Origin of the sequence: Paenibacillus dakarensis (assembly GCF_001373415.1) — a bacterium.
In the GTDB taxonomy this organism is placed as follows: Bacteria; Bacillota; Bacilli; order Paenibacillales; family Paenibacillaceae; genus Paenibacillus_AQ; species Paenibacillus_AQ dakarensis.
In genome coordinates this window covers 37880-55245 of record NZ_CDSE01000087.1, presented here as the reverse complement: position 1 = coordinate 55245, position 17366 = coordinate 37880, and the positions used below count along the sequence as shown (strand labels likewise).

Sequence of the window (17366 nt, the reverse complement as noted above, 5' to 3'; positions counted from 1 at the left end):
AAAGGGGAGATTTCCTTGAAAAAGATCACTTCAGAAGCAGAATTTCAGGTGTCGATTCAATCCCCGAGATTGACGGTAGCTGTATTTAAAGCAGATTGGTGTATTGACTGCAAGTTTATCGATCCATTTATGCCGGAGCTGGAGACGAAGTATTCTGACCGGTTAACGCTTGTAGAAGTCGACGTGGATCAAGTCGGTGACGTAAGTCAGCAGCAGAATATTCTTGGCATCCCTAGCTTTGTAGCTTATACAGATGGCCGTGAACTGGTCCGGTTTGTAAATAAGCTGCGTAAGTCCCGGGAAGAAATTGAGTCTTTCCTAGACCGTGCGCTTGAGGTTTATGAAACGATTCATAAGTAAAGAATTACACCGCTGACCTTTACATGGATCAGCGGTGTTTTGCTGCTTTTGAACTTTTTTGTCAGAATCAGTCTATCACCGGGTGTGCCAATCAGTTATAATATATATTGGATTGCGTATTATCTGAATTATTGTTTGTCAAAGATCGATATATTATGAATACGGCAGCAGGTGAAAAAAGCGTGAATAATAAACAATTGAAATGGCTCAGCTACTTGACATGTCTGGTTATGTTCTTAGCAACCTTTGGCGGAATGGTCGTAACGAAGACAGATTCAGGTATGGGCTGCGGGCAAGAATGGCCTTTGTGCAACGGGAAATTTGTCCCTGCATACACCCTGTCATCGATGATTGAATATTCTCACAGGGCAGTGAGTGGATTGGCAGGCTTGTCCGCGTTAGCTTCACTGATTGCGTTCCTGAAATTCAAACGTGAACGCCGCGATATGGTTACCTATTCAGTCCTAACCTCCATCTTTGTTGTTCTTCAAGCTATCATGGGAGCGATGGCTGTAATGGTACCGCAATCGGCAGCGGTCATGGCTTTGCACTTCGGGTTCTCGCTTATCGCATTTGCAAGCTCTGTGATGCTTGCATTATCCATGCGGAGAGTTGAACAGGCGAAGGATCATAAGAAGCTTGAGCAGCTGCCTGCAGTTAGTAAATCATTTCGTAATCTCGTATGGGCAACTACGATATATTCGTACATCGTTGTATACATAGGAGCGTTCGTCAGCCATACGGATTCGAGAGAAGGATGCTCCGGCTGGCCGCTTTGCAATGGAGAGATTATACCGGAACTATCGGGCGGAGTCGGTATTGCTTTCATGCATAGGGTTGCCGCGGCTCTTTTGCTGCTCATAGTAGCGATTATGGGGCATATTGCTTTTTGGCGGAACCGGAATAACCGTGAAATACAGATGCTTGGTGTAGCAGCAGTCATCCTCTGTTCGATGCAGATCCTAAGCGGTCCTTTACTCATGGCAACACTTCACAATGAGGAATTGTATATTTTTGCAGCTCTTGGCCATACGCTGCTTATATCCATGTTATTTGGAGTTTTATCTTATTTGAGCGTGAGAACATGGCAGCTAAGCAGAACGCCGGCTGCGATTACTAAGGAATTGTTACAAAAAACGGTATAGAAACCAATACGCAAAATCCCACGGCGCTGTACGGGGATTTTGTTGTATAAAGGCTATATTAACCTGTGTTTACAACCAAACGGAATGAGGAGAGGGGGCTTCAGGACACTTTAATGATAAAGATCAATCGAACACTGGAGCAACCCAATATTGCTTCACAATTTACTTTTAGGGGGTAACACCATGCTTCGGATTTTGCTCGGAGAACCACCACGCGTGAATGAAGGACTGCTTAAAGATGCAATTGAAACCATGGTTAAGACAACCCAGTTATTGCAGAAGGAGATTGAGAGGAATCAAGATCCTACCCACGACTTTCGTAAGCTTGAGATTTGGATGCTTGGCTTGATCAATTCATTGGATGAGCTGGAGCAAAGTTATTTTGCTGCAGGTCATTTTCGTAAATCAGTAAAGTCTGGATATGTTGATGATATGTCTGTTCAAGAACAAGGGGAATACGCACGGTATGTGTATTTTTATAAAAATGGATTCATTCGGATATTCTCCGTACTTGATAAACTCGGAACCGTGTTGAATGAGCTGTATGATCTGAACACATCAAAGGTAAAGGCACATTACTCTTACTTTACGGTGCTTCGACAGTTTAGATACGTGAAAACACATGACGAATTAGCTGATAAGCTGCAGGATATAAAGGATCATTATAACTCACCCATGAATGCTTTACGAAAACGTCGAAATGCAGAAATTCATTACATGAACTCAGAAATGCAGGATGATCTTTGGCAGCGGCACAAAGGGCTTCATGCTAAAGTGGAGATTGAGGATCTGGATCAGCATTTGGAGGACTTAAAGCTAGGGGTAGATATGGTATGTAAAACCCTGTCGACTGCATTTCACTATACGAATGATCTTTGGGCGGAAAAAGGAGTAAGCTCCTAAAATTATCCTGAGCCTAACTTATGACTTAAAGCCTATAAATTCCTTTTGACAAATATCTGAAAAAAAACTATACTAACAATTACATTGCTTGATATGGTTTTGAATGTAAATCAATTATAATTTCATATCGATGTTTTCTTATCGAGAGAGGTGGAGGGACAGGCCCGATGAAACCCAGCAACCGACTTTAGGATAACAGCTAGCTTAGCTGCCCTGAAGTGTCATGGTGCTAATTCCTTCAGAACTGTGGTCAATTATACAGTTTTGACAGATGAGAAAAGGCATTCGTCTTTACGTAAAGAGGGCCCTTTTTGATTCTGCAAAGAGAGGGCTCTTTTATTTGTTTATAATGGATGATTATATGAAAAGGAGGAACAGGGATTGATCGAACTTAAACGATTGACGAAGCAGTACGGAAAAGCCGGAACGTTAACCACCGCATTGTCCGAATTGAATCTGTCGATTGAACAAGGTGAAATATTCGGCGTGATCGGACATTCCGGTGCCGGCAAGAGTACACTCATCCGGTGTATCAATCTGCTAGAACGCCCTACCTCCGGTGAGGTATGGGTTGATGGAGTTAATTTGACATCTCTTAACAAAAAACAGCTTCAGGCTGAACGGCGGAAGATCAGTATGATTTTTCAGCATTTCAATCTGCTGTCTTCGGCAACAGTCTTTGAGAATATTGCATTTCCGCTTCGATTAGTTAAAACACCTAAAGCTGAGATTGAACGCAAGGTGAATGAGCTTTTGACACTTGTTGGTTTGGAGGCTCACCGTGACAAATATCCGTCCCAGCTGTCCGGCGGACAGAAGCAGCGGGTAGGTATTGCAAGAGCACTCGCAAGTGATCCGGAAGTACTGCTCTGTGATGAAGCAACTTCAGCGTTAGATCCGCAGACGACGGATTCGATTCTTCGTTTGCTGCTCGACATTAATCAGCGTTTCAATCTGACCATTGTGCTCATTACGCACGAAATGCATGTCATTCAGACGATCTGTGACCGTGTTGCTGTTATTCATCAAGGTGGGATTGTAGAAGAGGGCCCTGTGACGGAAGTGTTCTTGAAGCCTAAACATGAAGTAACACGTGAATTTATCCGTCAAGAAATGGGCAGCGGAGAGGCGCTGAAGCTGGCTATTCATGCACCGCATGCTGAATCATCCCGTGCAGCGAAGATTACTTTCCTTGGCTCCAAAACATATGAATCGATTCTATCGCAAACGGTGCGGGAAACCGGGGTAGCTTTTGCTATTTTGCAGGGCACCATCTCGACAATTAAAGATACACCATACGGTCAGCTGATCGTTCGTTTCGAGGGAAATATGCAAGCGATCGACTTGACGATTCAGAAGCTGCAGGAGCAAGGGCTTGATGTGGAGGTGATTGACTGATGTTCGGGCTTGATTTTTCTGAAGTAGACTGGAAGGAGATTGGAACAGCGACGCTGGACACCATTCAAATGCTAGCCTCGTCTGCATTGTTTGCTTTCCTGATTGGTCTCCCACTCGGCGTGCTGTTATATATGGCGGCCCGCTCCACATCCGGATGGGTACGTTTCGGATATGGAATCCTGTCATTTATTGTAAATATTCTTCGTTCCATACCGTTCATTATCTTGATTGTAGCGATGCTTCCGATTACGAAATCGATTGTTGGTGTATCTTATGGTGTACTTGGTACAATTCCACCGCTTGTTGTGGGGGCAGCGCCATTTTTTGCGAGATTAGTAGAGACATCTCTTAATGAGGTGGATCGAGGTGTCATTGAAGCCGCTCATGCAATGGGATCATCTACACGGCAAGTAATATGGCGGGTACTGCTTCCGGAAGCCAGACCAGGTCTGCTGGCAGCGATGACGATTACGGTGGTTACTCTCGTTTCCTACACAGCCATGTCGGGTATGGTAGGCGGCGGAGGACTTGGTGACTTAGCGATTAAATATGGTTATAACCGCTATGAAACCGAGGTTATGATAGTGGCGGTTGTCTTAATGGTCCTGCTGGTTCAATTGCTGCAGATGGCAGGGGATCGACTGGTACGGCATTTTACAAGGAAATAAGGGTAAAGCTAGGTAGGGTTTTAAGAAATAAAAATATATCATTTTATTTATCAGGAGGGAGAGCATAACATGAAAAAATGGGCACTGGCATTTCTCAGCTTGTCTTTGGTAGTCGTATTGGGAGCTTGCGGAAACAAGTCCGAAACAGAATCAAATGGAGGGAACGGAACACTTCGTGTGGGCGCTTCCCCAGAGCCGCATTCTCAGATTCTGGAACATATCAAGCCGGCGCTTGAAAAAGAAGGCATCAAGCTGGAGATCGTGGAGTTTACGGATTATGTGCTCCCGAATAAACAGCTGGATCAAAAAGAGATTGACGCGAACTTCTTCCAGCACAAGCCTTATATGGAGGGCGAGGCGAAGAAGGGCGGCTTGGATTTAGTAGAGGTTGTAGCTGTGCACATTGAACCTTTGGGTGCATATTCTAAGAAGATCAAATCTGTAGATGAGTTGAAGGACGGCGCAGTTGTAGCTATTCCTAATGATCCATCCAACGCCGGCCGTGCTCTATCGCTTATGGCTAAGCAGGGCTTGATTAAGCTGGAGGATGAGAACAAGCTGGAGGCTACTGCGAAGGACATCACTGAAAATCCTAAGAATCTTCAGATTAAAGAGGTAGAAGCGGCAATGCTGCCTCGTATGCTGGATGAGATGGATATGGCCATCATCAACACCAACTATGCGTTGGAAGCTGATTTAGATCCGACTAAAGATTCGCTGTTCATCGAGGACAAGGATAATCCATACGCGAATCTCCTGGTAGCCCGTTCAGACAATAAAGATTCCGAAGCGATTCAGAAGCTGGCCAAGGCGCTGACTTCAGAAGATGTGAAGAAATTTATTGAAGAAGAATATAAAGGCGCGATTGTTCCAGCGTTTTAATTAACGAATTCGATGATAACCCCGGCTTTTAGTCCGGGGTTTTTCTTGTTAATAAAGCCTATCTAAGAATAAAGTCAAGTTGTGGGTGAAGGGTAAATCTTTTATACTGAAGGGAGATCTGTTTACGTAGGGGGGAAGGCTTTGAAGGGGAAAGTAGCTCTCATTACCGGCAGTGCGACAGGGTTAGGTAAGATGACAGCCTTGACGCTTGCTCGCCAGGGGTGCCATATTGCACTAAATTACGTTAACAGCAAAGATGAAGCTAGTGCCCTTAAGCAGGAAATTGAAGGCATGGGTGTTCAGGCCATTGCGGTTAAAGCAGATATTGCTGTAGAAGAGGAATTGTACAGACTTGTAGAGCAGACGGAGAGCACGCTCGGAAATGTTGATATATTGATTAATAATGCGGGGCCCTTTATTCGTGAACGGAAACTATTCTCCCAGTATAACCGAAATGAAATTGTCCATCTGGTTAACGGAAATTTGACGAGCGTTATGCTGCTGGATCACCTTGTACTTCCCTCCATGCGGGAGAAGAAGTGGGGGCGTATCATTCATTTTGGTTTTGGTCATGCGGGGGAAGCCAGATCATGGCCGCATCGTTCAGTCTATGCTGCTGCCAAGGTTGGTCTGGTATCATTTACGAAGACGCTTGCCGTGGAGGAAGCTTCATACGGAATAACGATAAATATGGTGTGTCCCGGTGATATTCGCGGAGCAAATAAAGAAAAAACGATTGATGAGGTAACCGGGATCATGGATGAGCTGACTCCTCTCGGAAGATCCGGGAGCGGGGAGGACATTGCCAGGGTTATCGAATATTTGTGCCTGGATAAGTCGGATTTTATTACGGGAAATATAATGGACATATCAGGCGGTCTAGATCCTATTCGGCCAAGAATTATACCAGAGCAATAAACAGAAAAAAACTCCGCTGTCCTTGGATAAAGGAAAGCGGAGTTATTTCTAAGCTGTATATTGTATTAAAATACTTGCATGACTTCTTGAACGCCTTCTACCTCTTCGACTAGGGCACGTTCAATACCGGCTTTCAATGTGATGGTGGAGCTAGGGCAACTGCCGCATGCACCTACCAATTTCAGTTTTACGATGCCGTCTTCAACGTCGACCAATTCCACGTCACCGCCGTCGCGCTGCAGGAACGGGCGAAGCTTATCCAGCACGTCAGCCACTTCATCATACATGGTGCTTTGTGCGTTATCACTCATATTGTTCAACTCCTTTCCACCTTATATTATAGTACATAAACCGGCAAAATAAAATGCCAATATTAAAGGCAGGTGCATTATTGTGCGACCTATTATTGAATTCTGTTCAGGAAATGCTCATTTTGGGACAGACAAAGTCTTAAAGCCATTTGATGAACATCCGGATATGGATGTTGTGGAGTACGGCTGTCTCACTAATTGTGGTCAATGCTACTTAGCTCCGTTTGCTTTCGTAAATGATGAAATCGTGGAGGCCGCTACGGCTGAAGAATTATATTCAGCGATTCTGTATAAAATAAAGGAAATAGAAGAGCTGTAAATACCGCTTAGAAATTCCGCTTGGATTTCCATAGCACTCCACTCTTAAGAAGTCTTGGAACACGTCCCATAACCGAGGTACTGCCCATCAAGCCGAAGCCGGCATGTTTACCGAGAGAACCGAGGGTTCCCTTTAATTTAAGCGGATGAACCTTTGGTGTATCATCTCTCCACAATGCCTTCAGCACGTGGCCAATCTGTTCCGCTTGCGCACCGGCAGCTTGAGCACTAGGCACAAATGGAAGGCTGGCACAGTCACCAATCACATATACCTCTGGATGGGAAGGTACTTGATAAAGATCATTTAGCAGTATTCGTCCACTTCGGTCTTTGGGCAGATCCATTTGCTGGACAACAGAAACGGGCTGGATTCCTGCTGTCCAGACGGTCATATCTGTTGGAATGGGCTTATCCATATTATAGACAACACCTTGTTCCACCCTGGATACCGAAACCCCGCTTAATATTTCGACATTATGTTCCTCGAACCAGCGCTGTATATATGAAGATAACCGGTTCGGAAAAGATGAAAGAACACGAGCTCCCCGATCCAATATCGCAATGTTGAGATCAGGACGGCTTTCCCGTAAATCGGAAGCGAGCTCGATCCCGCTTAGACCTCCACCAACAATATGAACCTGGCTGTACGGCTTAAGGTTATTTAAACGTAAATAGGTTTCTCTTGCTCCGGAAAAAGATTGCAGACTGCATGTGAATTCTTCAGCCCCAGGAACACCATGATATTGATCGGTACACCCCAGTGCGATTGCAAGTTGATCATATTCAATCGGGTCGTCATTCCATAAATGCACAAGCTTTGACTCTAGATCAATAGAGGTAACTTCCCCGTAATGAATGCTTAATTTATCATATGTGGGGAATTTTACACGCAACTCTGTATCTGCCACAGTTCCTGCTGCTAAAGCATAATATTCTGTCTTAAGACCCTGGTATGGCATGCGATCAATAAGCACCACTTCCAGATCGGGAGGCAGATAACTGCTGAATAATTCCTGAATCAAGGCAAGACCACCATAGCCTCCGCCGAGTATAACGAGTTTTTTCATATAAATGTCTTCCTTTCTAAAGAGATAGGAAAGCGAAAATATATACTACCTCATTAATCTCACATCGTATTTTGGGGTTCCATCCATTCTATCGTTTGGCAAAATGCTACTCATATACCTTGATTTCATTGTAAAATGTATCGCGTTCAACCGGAATTCTGCCTGCCCCCTGAATGAGCCAGATCAGTTCTTTACGAGTCAATCCCTCCGGTGTTAACGCACCCGCTGCATGGCTGATTTGCTCTTTCAGAATGGTGCCGTGAACGTCAGAGGCTCCAAAGCTGAGAGCTACCTGTGTTAATTGAGGACCAATATTTATAAAATAAGCTTTTACGTGATCAATGTTATCCAGCATAAGCCGGCTGATTGCGATGGTCTTCAAGTCCTCGTATGCGGAGTTGCGGCGCATAATGCCCGCATTTTTGTTCTTCGGCTGCATGGAGAGCGGGATAAACACCATAAATCCATTCGTCTCATCCTGTAATTCGCGGATTTGAAGCATATGACGGATTCGGTCCTCATGGCTTTCGATAGAACCATAAAGCATTGTGGTGTGTGTCTTCATACCGAGCTTATGTGCGGTGCGATGAACCTCTAGATATTGCTCTACATTTGCTTTATCCACTTTCATCTTCTGCCGGTAGTGATCAGATAGAATTTCAGCGCCGCCACCGGTTAAGGATTTAAGCCCCGCTGCTTGCAACTCTTGCAGAACTTCTTGTATGCTTAGGCCGCTGATTCTTGTGAAAAAGTCAATTTCAGCTGCTGTATAAGCCTTTAGTGTGACATCCGGAAAGCGTTCGTTCAGTGCTTTAAGGGAATCCACATAATACTGGAACGGTACATGCTGATTATGGCCCCCTACAATATGAAATTCTCGAATGCCGGGATGGAAATGCTGCTCCACGTATTCAACCATCTCCGGGCCGGAGAGTGTATAAGAACCTTCCTCGCCTTGATCTTTACGGAAATTACAAAAAGCACAACGCGATTCACATACATTGGTAAAATATAAGCTCATGTTTTCAATAAAATAGACCTTTTTCCCGTTTTTGCGCAGATTTGCTTCATTCGCAAGCTGCCCGAGGGTTAGAAGGTCGTCGGTTTGGTATAAATAGACACCGTCTTCGAGATTTAGACGGATTCCATTTTGAACTTTTTCAACAATTTCAGCCATTTTCTTATCCATAAAAGGATTAAGATGGTTCATGAATTTTCCTCCTCTTTACGCTCGCTGTCCATTAACCATTTTTAATAGTGTAGTGATAATATATGCAATTAAGGACCGGAACACACTGAAAAGGCAGCCAGGGGCTGCCGGATGTGACAGAAATCGAAACTTCCGATGAATCCTTCCCTATTATAAACCGCACCTAGCGGCTCGGCAATACAAACAGGCAGAAAGGAAATACTAGAAATTGTGAATGATCGGTAGTTGTGCTCCTTGAGGGATGCATGGATGTAGAGTATACTGAAAAGTGAACGAAAAGGAGGGTGACCTATGATTACAATAAGTGATACAGCGGCAGCACGTTTGAAGGATATGCTTGCTGAGCAGGAAACACCGAATATGTTCCTTCGTTTAGGCGTCACTGCAGGCGGATGCAGCGGATTTTCCTATGCTATGGGCTTTGACGACGACGAAACGGAAGATGATGTATATATGAATGTTGCCGATATGAAGATTGTAGTCGACAAGGATAGCGTGAAATATTTGAATGGGCTTGAGATTGACTTCGAGGAATCCGGCATGACTGGCGGCTTTACCATTCACAATCCGAACGCTACTGTCACTTGCGGCTGCGGTTCATCCTTCCGCACAAAGGAAGATGCAGGTAAGCCAAGCGCAGAGCCTTGCTAATCATTTAAGCTGATGCGGTCTTCAATCCGTTGATTCAACGAAAAGCCAAAGAAAGCTTTAACAAATTGTTTAATGCATAATAACACCCCAGAGAACACAGCGGTTCAGGGGTGTGAAGCACGACCTCTGTAATGAAGATAGTCCCGTACTATCGAACCTATGGAGGTCTTTTTTTTTATTTTTAATATGAATTTTTTTGTTATTAGTACCTTTAGCTAAAAAGGAGAGGGTATGGATGAGAAGTAAAATTTTATTTTTGCTTTTATTCCTGGTCATAGCAGGGTGCGCTGAGGATAAGAATATATTTATGGTTGAAGGTACGATTACAGATGTAAACTTAGATGAGCAGCAAATTTATGTAGATGGCTTCTGGTTGCCTGTTCGAGATGTGGAAGCCTATAATCTTGGTGATGTGGTTAAAGCGGAAGTTGAAAGCAGAGCAAAGGGAGATTCATATGATCCTGCGAAGACTATAGTCAAAAAAATTGAAATAGAGGATGGGTCATGATGAGAACAATAATGCTGTGTATCTTAATTAGTATGATTATCCTTCCTGGTTGTTCAAATAAGAATGAGAAAGAGGAGTATCCGGTTTACAAGGGTATTGTGGTGTATAAAACCAATGAAAGTAACAAGCAGCACAAACTCTTCGTTCTTCAACAAATAAGTGAGGAAGATTTGAAGAATGGAAATATTGAGGATTTTATAAAACTAGCCCATGACCAACCGGAAGCTTCATATTATTTAGTTGATAAAGAGACTTACGAATCACTTCAAGTAGGGCAAAGAGTAAAAATCACTGCTGACTTTGACCAACTGGAATCCTTTCCGCCTATTAGAACAGTTATAAATATAGAAAAAATCAATTAAAGGGAGAAGAACCTCTATAGAAGATTGCAGAACGCAATCTTCTATAGAGGTCCTTTTTTGCTTAGAGCCCTAAATGTCTCCCAACATATGCGGCAACAGCCTTGTCCTGAAACTCTTTCCAGGTGGTAAGCTGGGAATGTTTCGCTAAGTACGGGTCCAATTCCGTCTCCACGAATTGTTCGAATTCCTCTTGGCTTTGACCTGTGTAACCGGCAGCTTTTAATAACTCATTAAAAGAAGAGAAAGAGGTGTACATTTGTACATACGAATCTGGAAACAGATCATCGGTATGGACCTCCTGTTTCATCTCTGCGAGTTTTCCGGTATTCTCTTGAATGGTCTTCAGCTTTTTTTCAAGTTGATTCAGTTCACCAAACTCCAAGTTCATCCTGATCTCCTCCAAGTCCATGATATTAAAAAAAGAAGAAAAAGAGATGAAAAGAACCCTATTCTATAGCGGACAGGGTTCTTTTCATCTCATAAAAGCTGCTGCTAAACATAGAAGAACTGCCTGTTTAGCATAAACACAATCATACTGGCAGCTACGAGTGAAAAGGCAATGCAGCCTGCACCAAGAGCTCGGCGCTTGTCTTTAATAAACTTGAAACCGATAACAAATATCAATACCGTAATGGCCGCGAGTGCAATAGACATTCCGACCATAGCAATCCAGTACAACACCTCAAACAGAGCTGCCAAGATAAAAGCCTCCTTTATTTCAGTCACGGATTCCTTCTCAGCGTTTAAATATCCGCTTTCTACTATACGATAGATTGGTAATTTTGAAAAGGGAGAACCTTCCTTAAAAAGCTATCCATCAAGACATTACGTTTAGGGAATAGGCACTGTGACACGGACAATCATCCAAGAACAAACAGGGGATTTAGAGTAGTATAACGTATGTCATGATTATAAGGAGGCGTAGGCAGCATGGCGGGTAGACAATTGGCGAACAAGTGGCTAAAAACGGAAGCGCTGCTGACCGATCCTCAGATAATCCCTTATATCCCGGAAACAAAGGCTTATAACAGGGATGATCTGATGTCGATGCTTTCGCAGTACAACATGGTTGTAATCAAGCCGGTTGTGGGGACAGGCGGAAACGGCGTCATACGTATCGAAGAGCATAATGAGGGCTATCAGGTTAGATATAAAGGATCTAAGAAATATGTGGCTTCTTTTCCTTCACTGGTTCATTTGTTGTCCAGATTAAAGATGAAACGGAGATATTTGATTCAGCAGGGCATTGAACTGGCCCGAATCGGTGATCGACCATTGGATTACCGTTTTAAAGTCGTCAAAATTAGAGGGAGGTGGATTTTTAAAGCTACGGTGGCCAGGCTTGCCAGACGAGGTCTGTTCGTGACCAATCTGTGTAAAGGCGGTACCCTGCTTCACTGCAGGCCTGCAATTAGGCGCTCTTTACCCCATATCAATTCTGCCGAAAAAAGAAATGAGATGAGACAGTTAACCCGAACTTGCATAGCTGTGTTAGAAACAAGTTTTCCGGGCATCCGTGAACTTGGATTTGATTACGGACTCGATCAAACAGGTGCCATATGGATATTGGAAGTGAATACTCGACCAAGCTAAATAATAAAATTCCATTAATATCCTGATAAGGGTTTATATTAATTAAAATCCGGGTAATTAAAAAATATGAATGATATCCCGATAAATATATTAATTATTTTTTTGATGAAAATTTTGTATTATCTCCTGTGTATAACATTTATCCCCAAAATCGCCCTTGATAATTCTAGTTTTAATACACTTACCAACAAATTATACACAGGATTTCCACAACCACTTGTGGATAAGGGAACAGTTGTTCCTTTTTATGATGTTTGCTATGATAGATTCAGGAAAATTGAGGAAAGGGTGTGAGGGTGATGGCTATGTTAACGGACGAAATGTTATTAGATTCCTATCATATGGCTATTGAGCTGAAACTAGAACGGGAGTTTATTACTTTATTGCTGGCCGAAATTCATAAACGGAACTTAGACACCGATTCCATCAGTATCCTGCACTAGAATCTACAAGGACAGATAGAAGAACATATCGGCATTCATCCAGCTTATATCTACATATAAATGTCGTACATTGAGTAGAAAAGGTATCTCGTATCCGCAGATTGATCTGTTGGTGGATAGAAGATACCTTTTTTTGTTGATAAATATTAATCTTAGAGTTTCATGTTGCTGCTATGTCCCGGTGCCAGTCGTGCATCAGGGTCAAAATAAACCTTGGCATTGTTAACTGCGATAGGCGCTTCTCCGAATCCGACGGCAATGAGCTTCACTTTACCCGGGTAAGTTGTAATATCACCGGCAGCAAAAATTCCAGGGATGCTTGTTTCCATTCGGGAATCTACGACAATCGAGTTGCTCTCGATCGCTATGCCCCATTCAGAGATTGGACCAAGGGAGGAAACGAAACCGAAATTGACAATGACATCGTCTACTTCAATCTCCTGTGTTTCCTTTGTTTTTATATGAGACAATGTAACTTTGGTAATGTGGGAGTCACCGTGAAGTTCACTGATCTCCGTTGGAGTTATGATGTTAACCTTGGATGCAAGCAGTCTTTCCACACTATGTTCATGAGCACGGAATTTGTCGCGGCGGTGAACCAGAGTTACCTGCTCTGCGATAGGTTCTAGCATAAGCGCCCAGTCCACTGCGGAATCGCCGCCTCCGCTGATGAGTACTCTCTTGCCTTGAAAACGGCTAAGGTCGCTGACAAAGTAATGAAGGTTGGTCTCTTCAAATAGAGAAGCGTTATCGAGCTCCAGACGCCGAGGTTCGAATGCGCCCACGCCAGCTGTAATGATGATGGCCTTAGCGTGGTGAACATCTTTATCTGTTTTTACGACAAAGTGATGTTCCTCCAGCTTTTGTACGGATTCAACTTTTTCTTCAAGGCGAATATCTGTATCAAACATCTCCATCTGGCGGGAAAGGTTATTGACGAGTTCTTGAGCTGTAACTTTAGGAAAACCGGCAACATCGTAAATATATTTTTCCGGGTAAAGAGCAGCTAGCTGTCCACCCAACTGAGGCATACTTTCGATTAGTTTGACTGTAGCTTGTCGCATGCCGCCGTAAAAAGCAGCAAACATACCCGCAGGGCCACCGCCGATTATAAGCAGGTCGGTCATTTGTTGTTCCTGTGATGCTGTTGTCATGGGGAAGTACCTCCATCATATATATTGGAATCAGACGGACATTTGTTATTACCCTGATTCATTGAGTTCTTTTACTATTATAATCTTCCAAAACCAGCAATGAAAGCGGTGAACCATCCGAAAATAACTGCTATGGATTTTGGTTGCGCTTTCTTTATTATCCTGCTTGTCATGTAACGGATTTCACCCTTTTTTTGGTCAAAATAATCCTTGATCTTTAACCTGTTTATGCATATGATAAACGTGACAACTTGCGTTTAAAAGCAATCTTTTTACATATTTGAGCATGCAAGGTTATGAGTTTTCTACTATGATGATGAGATGAAGTCGTAGATTCAATGGGCTCTGATATAGAGCTCTTCTCTTTTTTTAAAAGTGAAAAATACAGAATTTAAAACATTTGATTTTATACTATATATAGAAGTACGGCGGGAGGAACAGGAGAATGAGCAGCATACCTAAAATCGTAATCCTTGGTGCGGGTTACGGTGGCATTTTGACAGCGCAGCGGCTGCAGAAGGAACTCAATTATAATGAAGCTGACGTAACGTTGGTTAACAGACATGATTATCACTATATAACGACCCATTTGCATATGCCTGCAGCAGGTACAGATAGCATAGAACATACTCGCGTCTCCATATCAAAACTCATTGATGAGTTTAAAATTGATCTGGTGAAATCATCTGTTCAAGAAATTCGTCTGCATGATAAAAAAGTGATCCTTGAGGATGGGACATTATCCTATGACTATTTAATTATCGGGCTTGGAGGAGAACCGGAGACCTTCGGTATTCCAGGAATGGCAGAGTACGCAATGTCCATACGCAGCATTAACTCTGTTCGATTGATTCGTGCACATATTGAATATCAGTTCGCAATGTACAAGAACGAGCAGAGACCTCAAGAACGGATTAATTTTATTGTTGGAGGAGCAGGTTTCAGCGGTATTGAATTTGTAGCCGAGCTTGCCGATCGTATTCCGAAGCTGTGTAAAGAGTACGATGTCGATCCTGCTCTTGTGAACATATATAATATTGAAGCTGCGTCATCCGCTTTACCGGGGTTTGCACCTGAATTGGTTGACTATGCGGTTGAAGTGCTGCAGAAGAAGGGTGTAACATTCAAATTCGGGGTTGCAATAAAAGAATGCATGCCGAACGGTGTCATTCTCAGTACGGGTGAAGAGATAAAGTCGGCTACAATCGTCTGGACCGGCGGTGTCCGGGGTAACCGTCTCGTCGAATCGGCCGGCTTCGAGACGATGCGCGGACGTGTGAAAGTCGATGAATACTTACGTGCTCCAGGATATGAGAATATTTTTATTATTGGTGATAATTCTCTTATCTTCAATGGGGACAAGCCTTATCCTCCTACCGCGCAGATGGCGATGCAGCAAGGCGTTTCCTGTGCGCAGAACATCGTAGCATCCATCCGAGGCAAAGAGCTTAGAAAGTTTGAGTTTCATCACAAGGGTACCGTCGCTTCGCTCGGTAAGGGAGAAGGAATCGCTGTTGTAGGAGATAAGAAATACACAGGCTTTAAAGCAGCTCAGCTGAAAAAACTGGTTGACCTGCGGTACCTCTTCATTATTGGGGGCATACCGCTCGTCCTGAAAAAGGGAAGGTTTATATAATGAGACACTGCAGCGTTCAAGTCCGGGGTCTGCTGACACGAGAAGAACTTGATCGGTATAACAGACTCATGGAAGTAGGATCATATCTGGAGTCCCAGGAGAAGTATGATCTGGCTTATATTATTCAGCAAGAAGTAGATATATTGATTTTGCCTTCGATTGAGAGATTGAAGGACAAGAGCAGGGAGCGTGACCGGGCAACGGCAGAATATTTGGAATCTATAAATAAAGACGAAAGCCCACTTTAACCGATAATAATAAGCAATTAAATACACTTTTAAACTATCTATAGTAGGATGAGCATACAATGGGGATTCTTCCCCTTTCTCATCCTACTTTTGTTATATGAATTGAAATGTTAAGGCAGGTGTGGAAGTGGATTGTTTAAGGAGAGGAGATAAAGCTATGATTGAATTACGAAGGATAACCGGAGATAACATAGATGAAGTGGTGGCACTTGATGTTGAAGAAAACCAGAAAAGCTTTATAGAAACGACTAACCTCAGAAGCTTTGCAGATGCTCACATGCTGAACGCAGACGGTATACCAGCGACTCCATTAGCCATTTATGCCGATGAAGTTGCGGTTGGATTTTTGATGTATATTTATGATACGTTGGATCATGAATTATTTGAAAATGAAGTTTTTTACGGGAAGAAGAGCTATTTTATTTGGCATATTATGATTGGAAAGGGGTATCAGGGGAAAGGATACGGCAAACTTGCTCTTGAAAAAATGTTGATGGATATTGAAGCTGAGCCAGATGGGGAAGCAGAATATGCAGCACTCTTTTATCGAACAAGTAATGTCATAGCTAAATCATTATACGCTTCACTTGGTTTCATAGATACAGGAATCATTCAGGAAAGCTCGATGTTGGCGATTAAAAATCTAGGTGGAAAATAACAGAATCCAAAATCCAAAAAGGAGCTGCCCCCAAAACACTTAGGGACAGCTCTTTCAATGAAATATGATTATACCTTCATTAATTGGCCAAAGGCATCTTGCTCAAGCAGATTGCCGACATAAAAAGGGCCAAACTCGCCGAAGCGGGCGCTGACTTCATCAAAGCGCATTTCATATACGAGCTTTTTGAACTGGAGTGCATCGTCTGCGAATAAGGTAACGCCCCATTCCCAATCATCAAATCCGACAGAACCCGTGATAATCTGTTTCACTTTGCCTGCATAGCCGCGGCCGATAAGCCCGTGACTGCGCATCATTGAACGTCTTTCCTCCATACTAAGCATGTACCAGTTATCGCTAAGATCACGCTTTTTGTTCATTGGGTAGAAGCAAATATGCTTCGCCTTAGGAAGGACCGGCTTCAAGCGTGCAATAATATGGGGATTCTCCATCGGATCTCCTTCCGAAGAACCTGCCAAATAGTTGCTGAGCTCGACAACGCTGACATAGGAGTAAGATTTAGTCGTATATTGAGCAAATGTCGTTTTGTTAAATTCATTCTCGATTGCATTCAGCTCTTCAAGCGTTTCACGCAAATGCATAAACACAATATCAGCTTTTTGCCCTACAATCGTGTATACAGCAGTGCTTCCACGCTTAGATTCTTCAACGTTTCTCCACTCTTCCAGAAATGCATGCAGCTCGTCCAGTGCCACTGCACGTTCCTCGTCATCTGCAGCTTTCCATGCCGGCCAGTTGATTGAACGGAAATCATGCAGTGCATACCAGCCTTCAAGCGTCATTGCAGCTTCATTCATAGGATCACCCCTAATTATATTCTTGTAAATGCTCTCCTACAGCGGATAACCCGCTTGTTAAATCTTTCTTCATTGTATCTAACCGCCGCGAGAAGGGCAAACGTTGACACAATCT

23 protein-coding genes and 1 riboswitch are annotated in these 17366 nt (G+C 43.2%); of the genes, 16 read left to right on the top strand and 7 right to left on the bottom strand.

Annotated features, from left to right (window positions below):
- The first annotated feature begins 15 nt into the window (after positions 1-15).
- From BN1234_RS18935 to BN1234_RS18905, 7 genes are all read left to right on the top strand, one after another.
- Positions 16-360, top strand: coding sequence for a thioredoxin family protein (locus BN1234_RS18935; RefSeq protein WP_054958205.1), 345 nt, complete (start codon positions 16-18; stop codon positions 358-360).
- Positions 361-542: 182 nt separating this feature from the next.
- Complete coding sequence (locus tag BN1234_RS18930) at positions 543-1505, top strand: COX15/CtaA family protein (protein ID WP_054958247.1); 963 nt, start codon at positions 543-545, stop codon at positions 1503-1505.
- Between the two features lie 183 nt (positions 1506-1688).
- The gene (locus BN1234_RS18925; protein WP_054958204.1) at positions 1689-2408 is read left to right on the top strand and encodes a Cthe_2314 family HEPN domain-containing protein; all 720 of its coding nucleotides are present in this window, start codon (positions 1689-1691) and stop codon (positions 2406-2408) included.
- Between the two features lie 135 nt (positions 2409-2543).
- A riboswitch (SAM riboswitch) is annotated at positions 2544-2686 on the top strand.
- Positions 2687-2789: 103 nt separating this feature from the next.
- Complete coding sequence (locus BN1234_RS18920; protein WP_054958203.1) at positions 2790-3806, top strand: methionine ABC transporter ATP-binding protein; 1017 nt, start codon at positions 2790-2792, stop codon at positions 3804-3806.
- The gene (locus tag BN1234_RS18915) at positions 3806-4474 is read left to right on the top strand and encodes a methionine ABC transporter permease (RefSeq protein ID WP_054958202.1); all 669 of its coding nucleotides are present in this window, start codon (positions 3806-3808) and stop codon (positions 4472-4474) included. Before BN1234_RS18920 ends, BN1234_RS18915 begins: the two co-directional genes overlap by 1 nt.
- A gap of 69 nt (positions 4475-4543) precedes the next feature.
- Positions 4544-5356: a MetQ/NlpA family ABC transporter substrate-binding protein gene (locus BN1234_RS18910; RefSeq protein ID WP_054958201.1), complete on the top strand. Its 813-nt coding sequence runs from the start codon at positions 4544-4546 to the stop codon at positions 5354-5356.
- A gap of 141 nt (positions 5357-5497) precedes the next feature.
- Entirely contained in the window at positions 5498-6274 is a 777-nt protein-coding gene (locus BN1234_RS18905) for an SDR family oxidoreductase (RefSeq protein ID WP_054958200.1), read from the top strand.
- A 65-nt stretch (positions 6275-6339) separates the two neighbouring features.
- Here the strand turns inward: BN1234_RS18905 and BN1234_RS18900 are convergent, their stop codons facing one another.
- The gene (locus tag BN1234_RS18900) at positions 6340-6585 is read right to left on the bottom strand and encodes a NifU family protein (RefSeq protein WP_054958199.1); all 246 of its coding nucleotides are present in this window, start codon (positions 6583-6585) and stop codon (positions 6340-6342) included.
- 79 nt (positions 6586-6664) lie between these two features.
- Between BN1234_RS18900 and BN1234_RS18895 the strand changes: the two genes are divergently transcribed.
- Complete coding sequence (locus tag BN1234_RS18895) at positions 6665-6904, top strand: YuzB family protein (RefSeq protein ID WP_170308085.1); 240 nt, start codon at positions 6665-6667, stop codon at positions 6902-6904.
- 7 nt (positions 6905-6911) lie between these two features.
- Here the strand turns inward: BN1234_RS18895 and BN1234_RS18890 are convergent, their stop codons facing one another.
- Complete coding sequence (locus BN1234_RS18890; protein ID WP_054958197.1) at positions 6912-7970, bottom strand: NAD(P)/FAD-dependent oxidoreductase; 1059 nt, start codon at positions 7968-7970, stop codon at positions 6912-6914.
- Between the two features lie 106 nt (positions 7971-8076).
- Complete coding sequence (gene mqnE / locus BN1234_RS18885; protein WP_054958196.1) at positions 8077-9180, bottom strand: aminofutalosine synthase MqnE; 1104 nt, start codon at positions 9178-9180, stop codon at positions 8077-8079.
- Positions 9181-9471: 291 nt separating this feature from the next.
- On the opposite strand from mqnE, the gene BN1234_RS18880 reads away from it, so the two are divergent.
- The 3 genes from BN1234_RS18880 to BN1234_RS18870 all read left to right on the top strand — a co-directional run bounded on the left by BN1234_RS18880 (position 9472) and on the right by BN1234_RS18870 (position 10701).
- Entirely contained in the window at positions 9472-9831 is a 360-nt protein-coding gene (locus BN1234_RS18880) for a HesB/IscA family protein (RefSeq protein WP_054958195.1), read from the top strand.
- A gap of 235 nt (positions 9832-10066) precedes the next feature.
- Positions 10067-10339: a hypothetical protein gene (locus BN1234_RS18875; RefSeq protein ID WP_054958194.1), complete on the top strand. Its 273-nt coding sequence runs from the start codon at positions 10067-10069 to the stop codon at positions 10337-10339.
- On the top strand, positions 10336-10701 hold the full coding sequence (locus tag BN1234_RS18870) for a DUF3221 domain-containing protein (RefSeq protein WP_245640223.1): 366 nt from the start codon (positions 10336-10338) through the stop codon (positions 10699-10701). Before BN1234_RS18875 ends, BN1234_RS18870 begins: the two co-directional genes overlap by 4 nt.
- Positions 10702-10762: 61 nt before the next feature.
- On the opposite strand, the gene BN1234_RS18865 is transcribed toward BN1234_RS18870, so the two are convergent.
- Positions 10763-11089, bottom strand: a complete 327-nt coding sequence (locus BN1234_RS18865; RefSeq protein WP_054958192.1) for a hypothetical protein — start codon at positions 11087-11089, stop codon at positions 10763-10765.
- 104 nt (positions 11090-11193) lie between these two features.
- A complete protein-coding gene (locus BN1234_RS18860; protein ID WP_054958191.1) occupies positions 11194-11400 on the bottom strand; it encodes a hypothetical protein in 207 nt (68 codons plus the stop codon).
- 231 nt (positions 11401-11631) lie between these two features.
- Here BN1234_RS18860 and BN1234_RS18855 point away from each other — a divergent pair, with 231 nt between their 5' ends.
- Together BN1234_RS18855 and BN1234_RS18850 are read left to right on the top strand one after the other, a co-directional pair.
- A complete protein-coding gene (locus tag BN1234_RS18855) occupies positions 11632-12294 on the top strand; it encodes a YheC/YheD family protein (RefSeq protein ID WP_054958190.1) in 663 nt (220 codons plus the stop codon).
- 299 nt (positions 12295-12593) lie between these two features.
- Positions 12594-12737, top strand: a complete 144-nt coding sequence (locus tag BN1234_RS18850) for a sporulation histidine kinase inhibitor Sda (RefSeq protein ID WP_106766872.1) — start codon at positions 12594-12596, stop codon at positions 12735-12737.
- 152 nt (positions 12738-12889) lie between these two features.
- On the opposite strand, the gene BN1234_RS18845 is transcribed toward BN1234_RS18850, so the two are convergent.
- Positions 12890-13891: an NAD(P)/FAD-dependent oxidoreductase gene (locus tag BN1234_RS18845; protein WP_054958189.1), complete on the bottom strand. Its 1002-nt coding sequence runs from the start codon at positions 13889-13891 to the stop codon at positions 12890-12892.
- Between the two features lie 445 nt (positions 13892-14336).
- Here BN1234_RS18845 and BN1234_RS18840 point away from each other — a divergent pair, with 445 nt between their 5' ends.
- The 3 genes from BN1234_RS18840 (at position 14337) to BN1234_RS18830 (ending at position 16433) form a co-directional block, all read left to right on the top strand.
- Entirely contained in the window at positions 14337-15527 is a 1191-nt protein-coding gene (locus BN1234_RS18840) for an NAD(P)/FAD-dependent oxidoreductase (RefSeq protein WP_054958188.1), read from the top strand.
- Entirely contained in the window at positions 15527-15775 is a 249-nt protein-coding gene (locus BN1234_RS18835; RefSeq protein WP_054958187.1) for a hypothetical protein, read from the top strand. Before BN1234_RS18840 ends, BN1234_RS18835 begins: the two co-directional genes overlap by 1 nt.
- A 157-nt stretch (positions 15776-15932) precedes the next feature.
- Entirely contained in the window at positions 15933-16433 is a 501-nt protein-coding gene (locus BN1234_RS18830; RefSeq protein ID WP_054958186.1) for a GNAT family N-acetyltransferase, read from the top strand.
- Positions 16434-16501: 68 nt separating this feature from the next.
- Here BN1234_RS18830 and hemQ read toward each other — a convergent pair whose 3' ends face one another.
- Entirely contained in the window at positions 16502-17251 is a 750-nt protein-coding gene (hemQ, locus tag BN1234_RS18825) for a hydrogen peroxide-dependent heme synthase (RefSeq protein ID WP_054958185.1), read from the bottom strand.
- Positions 17252-17366: the final 115 nt, after the last annotated feature.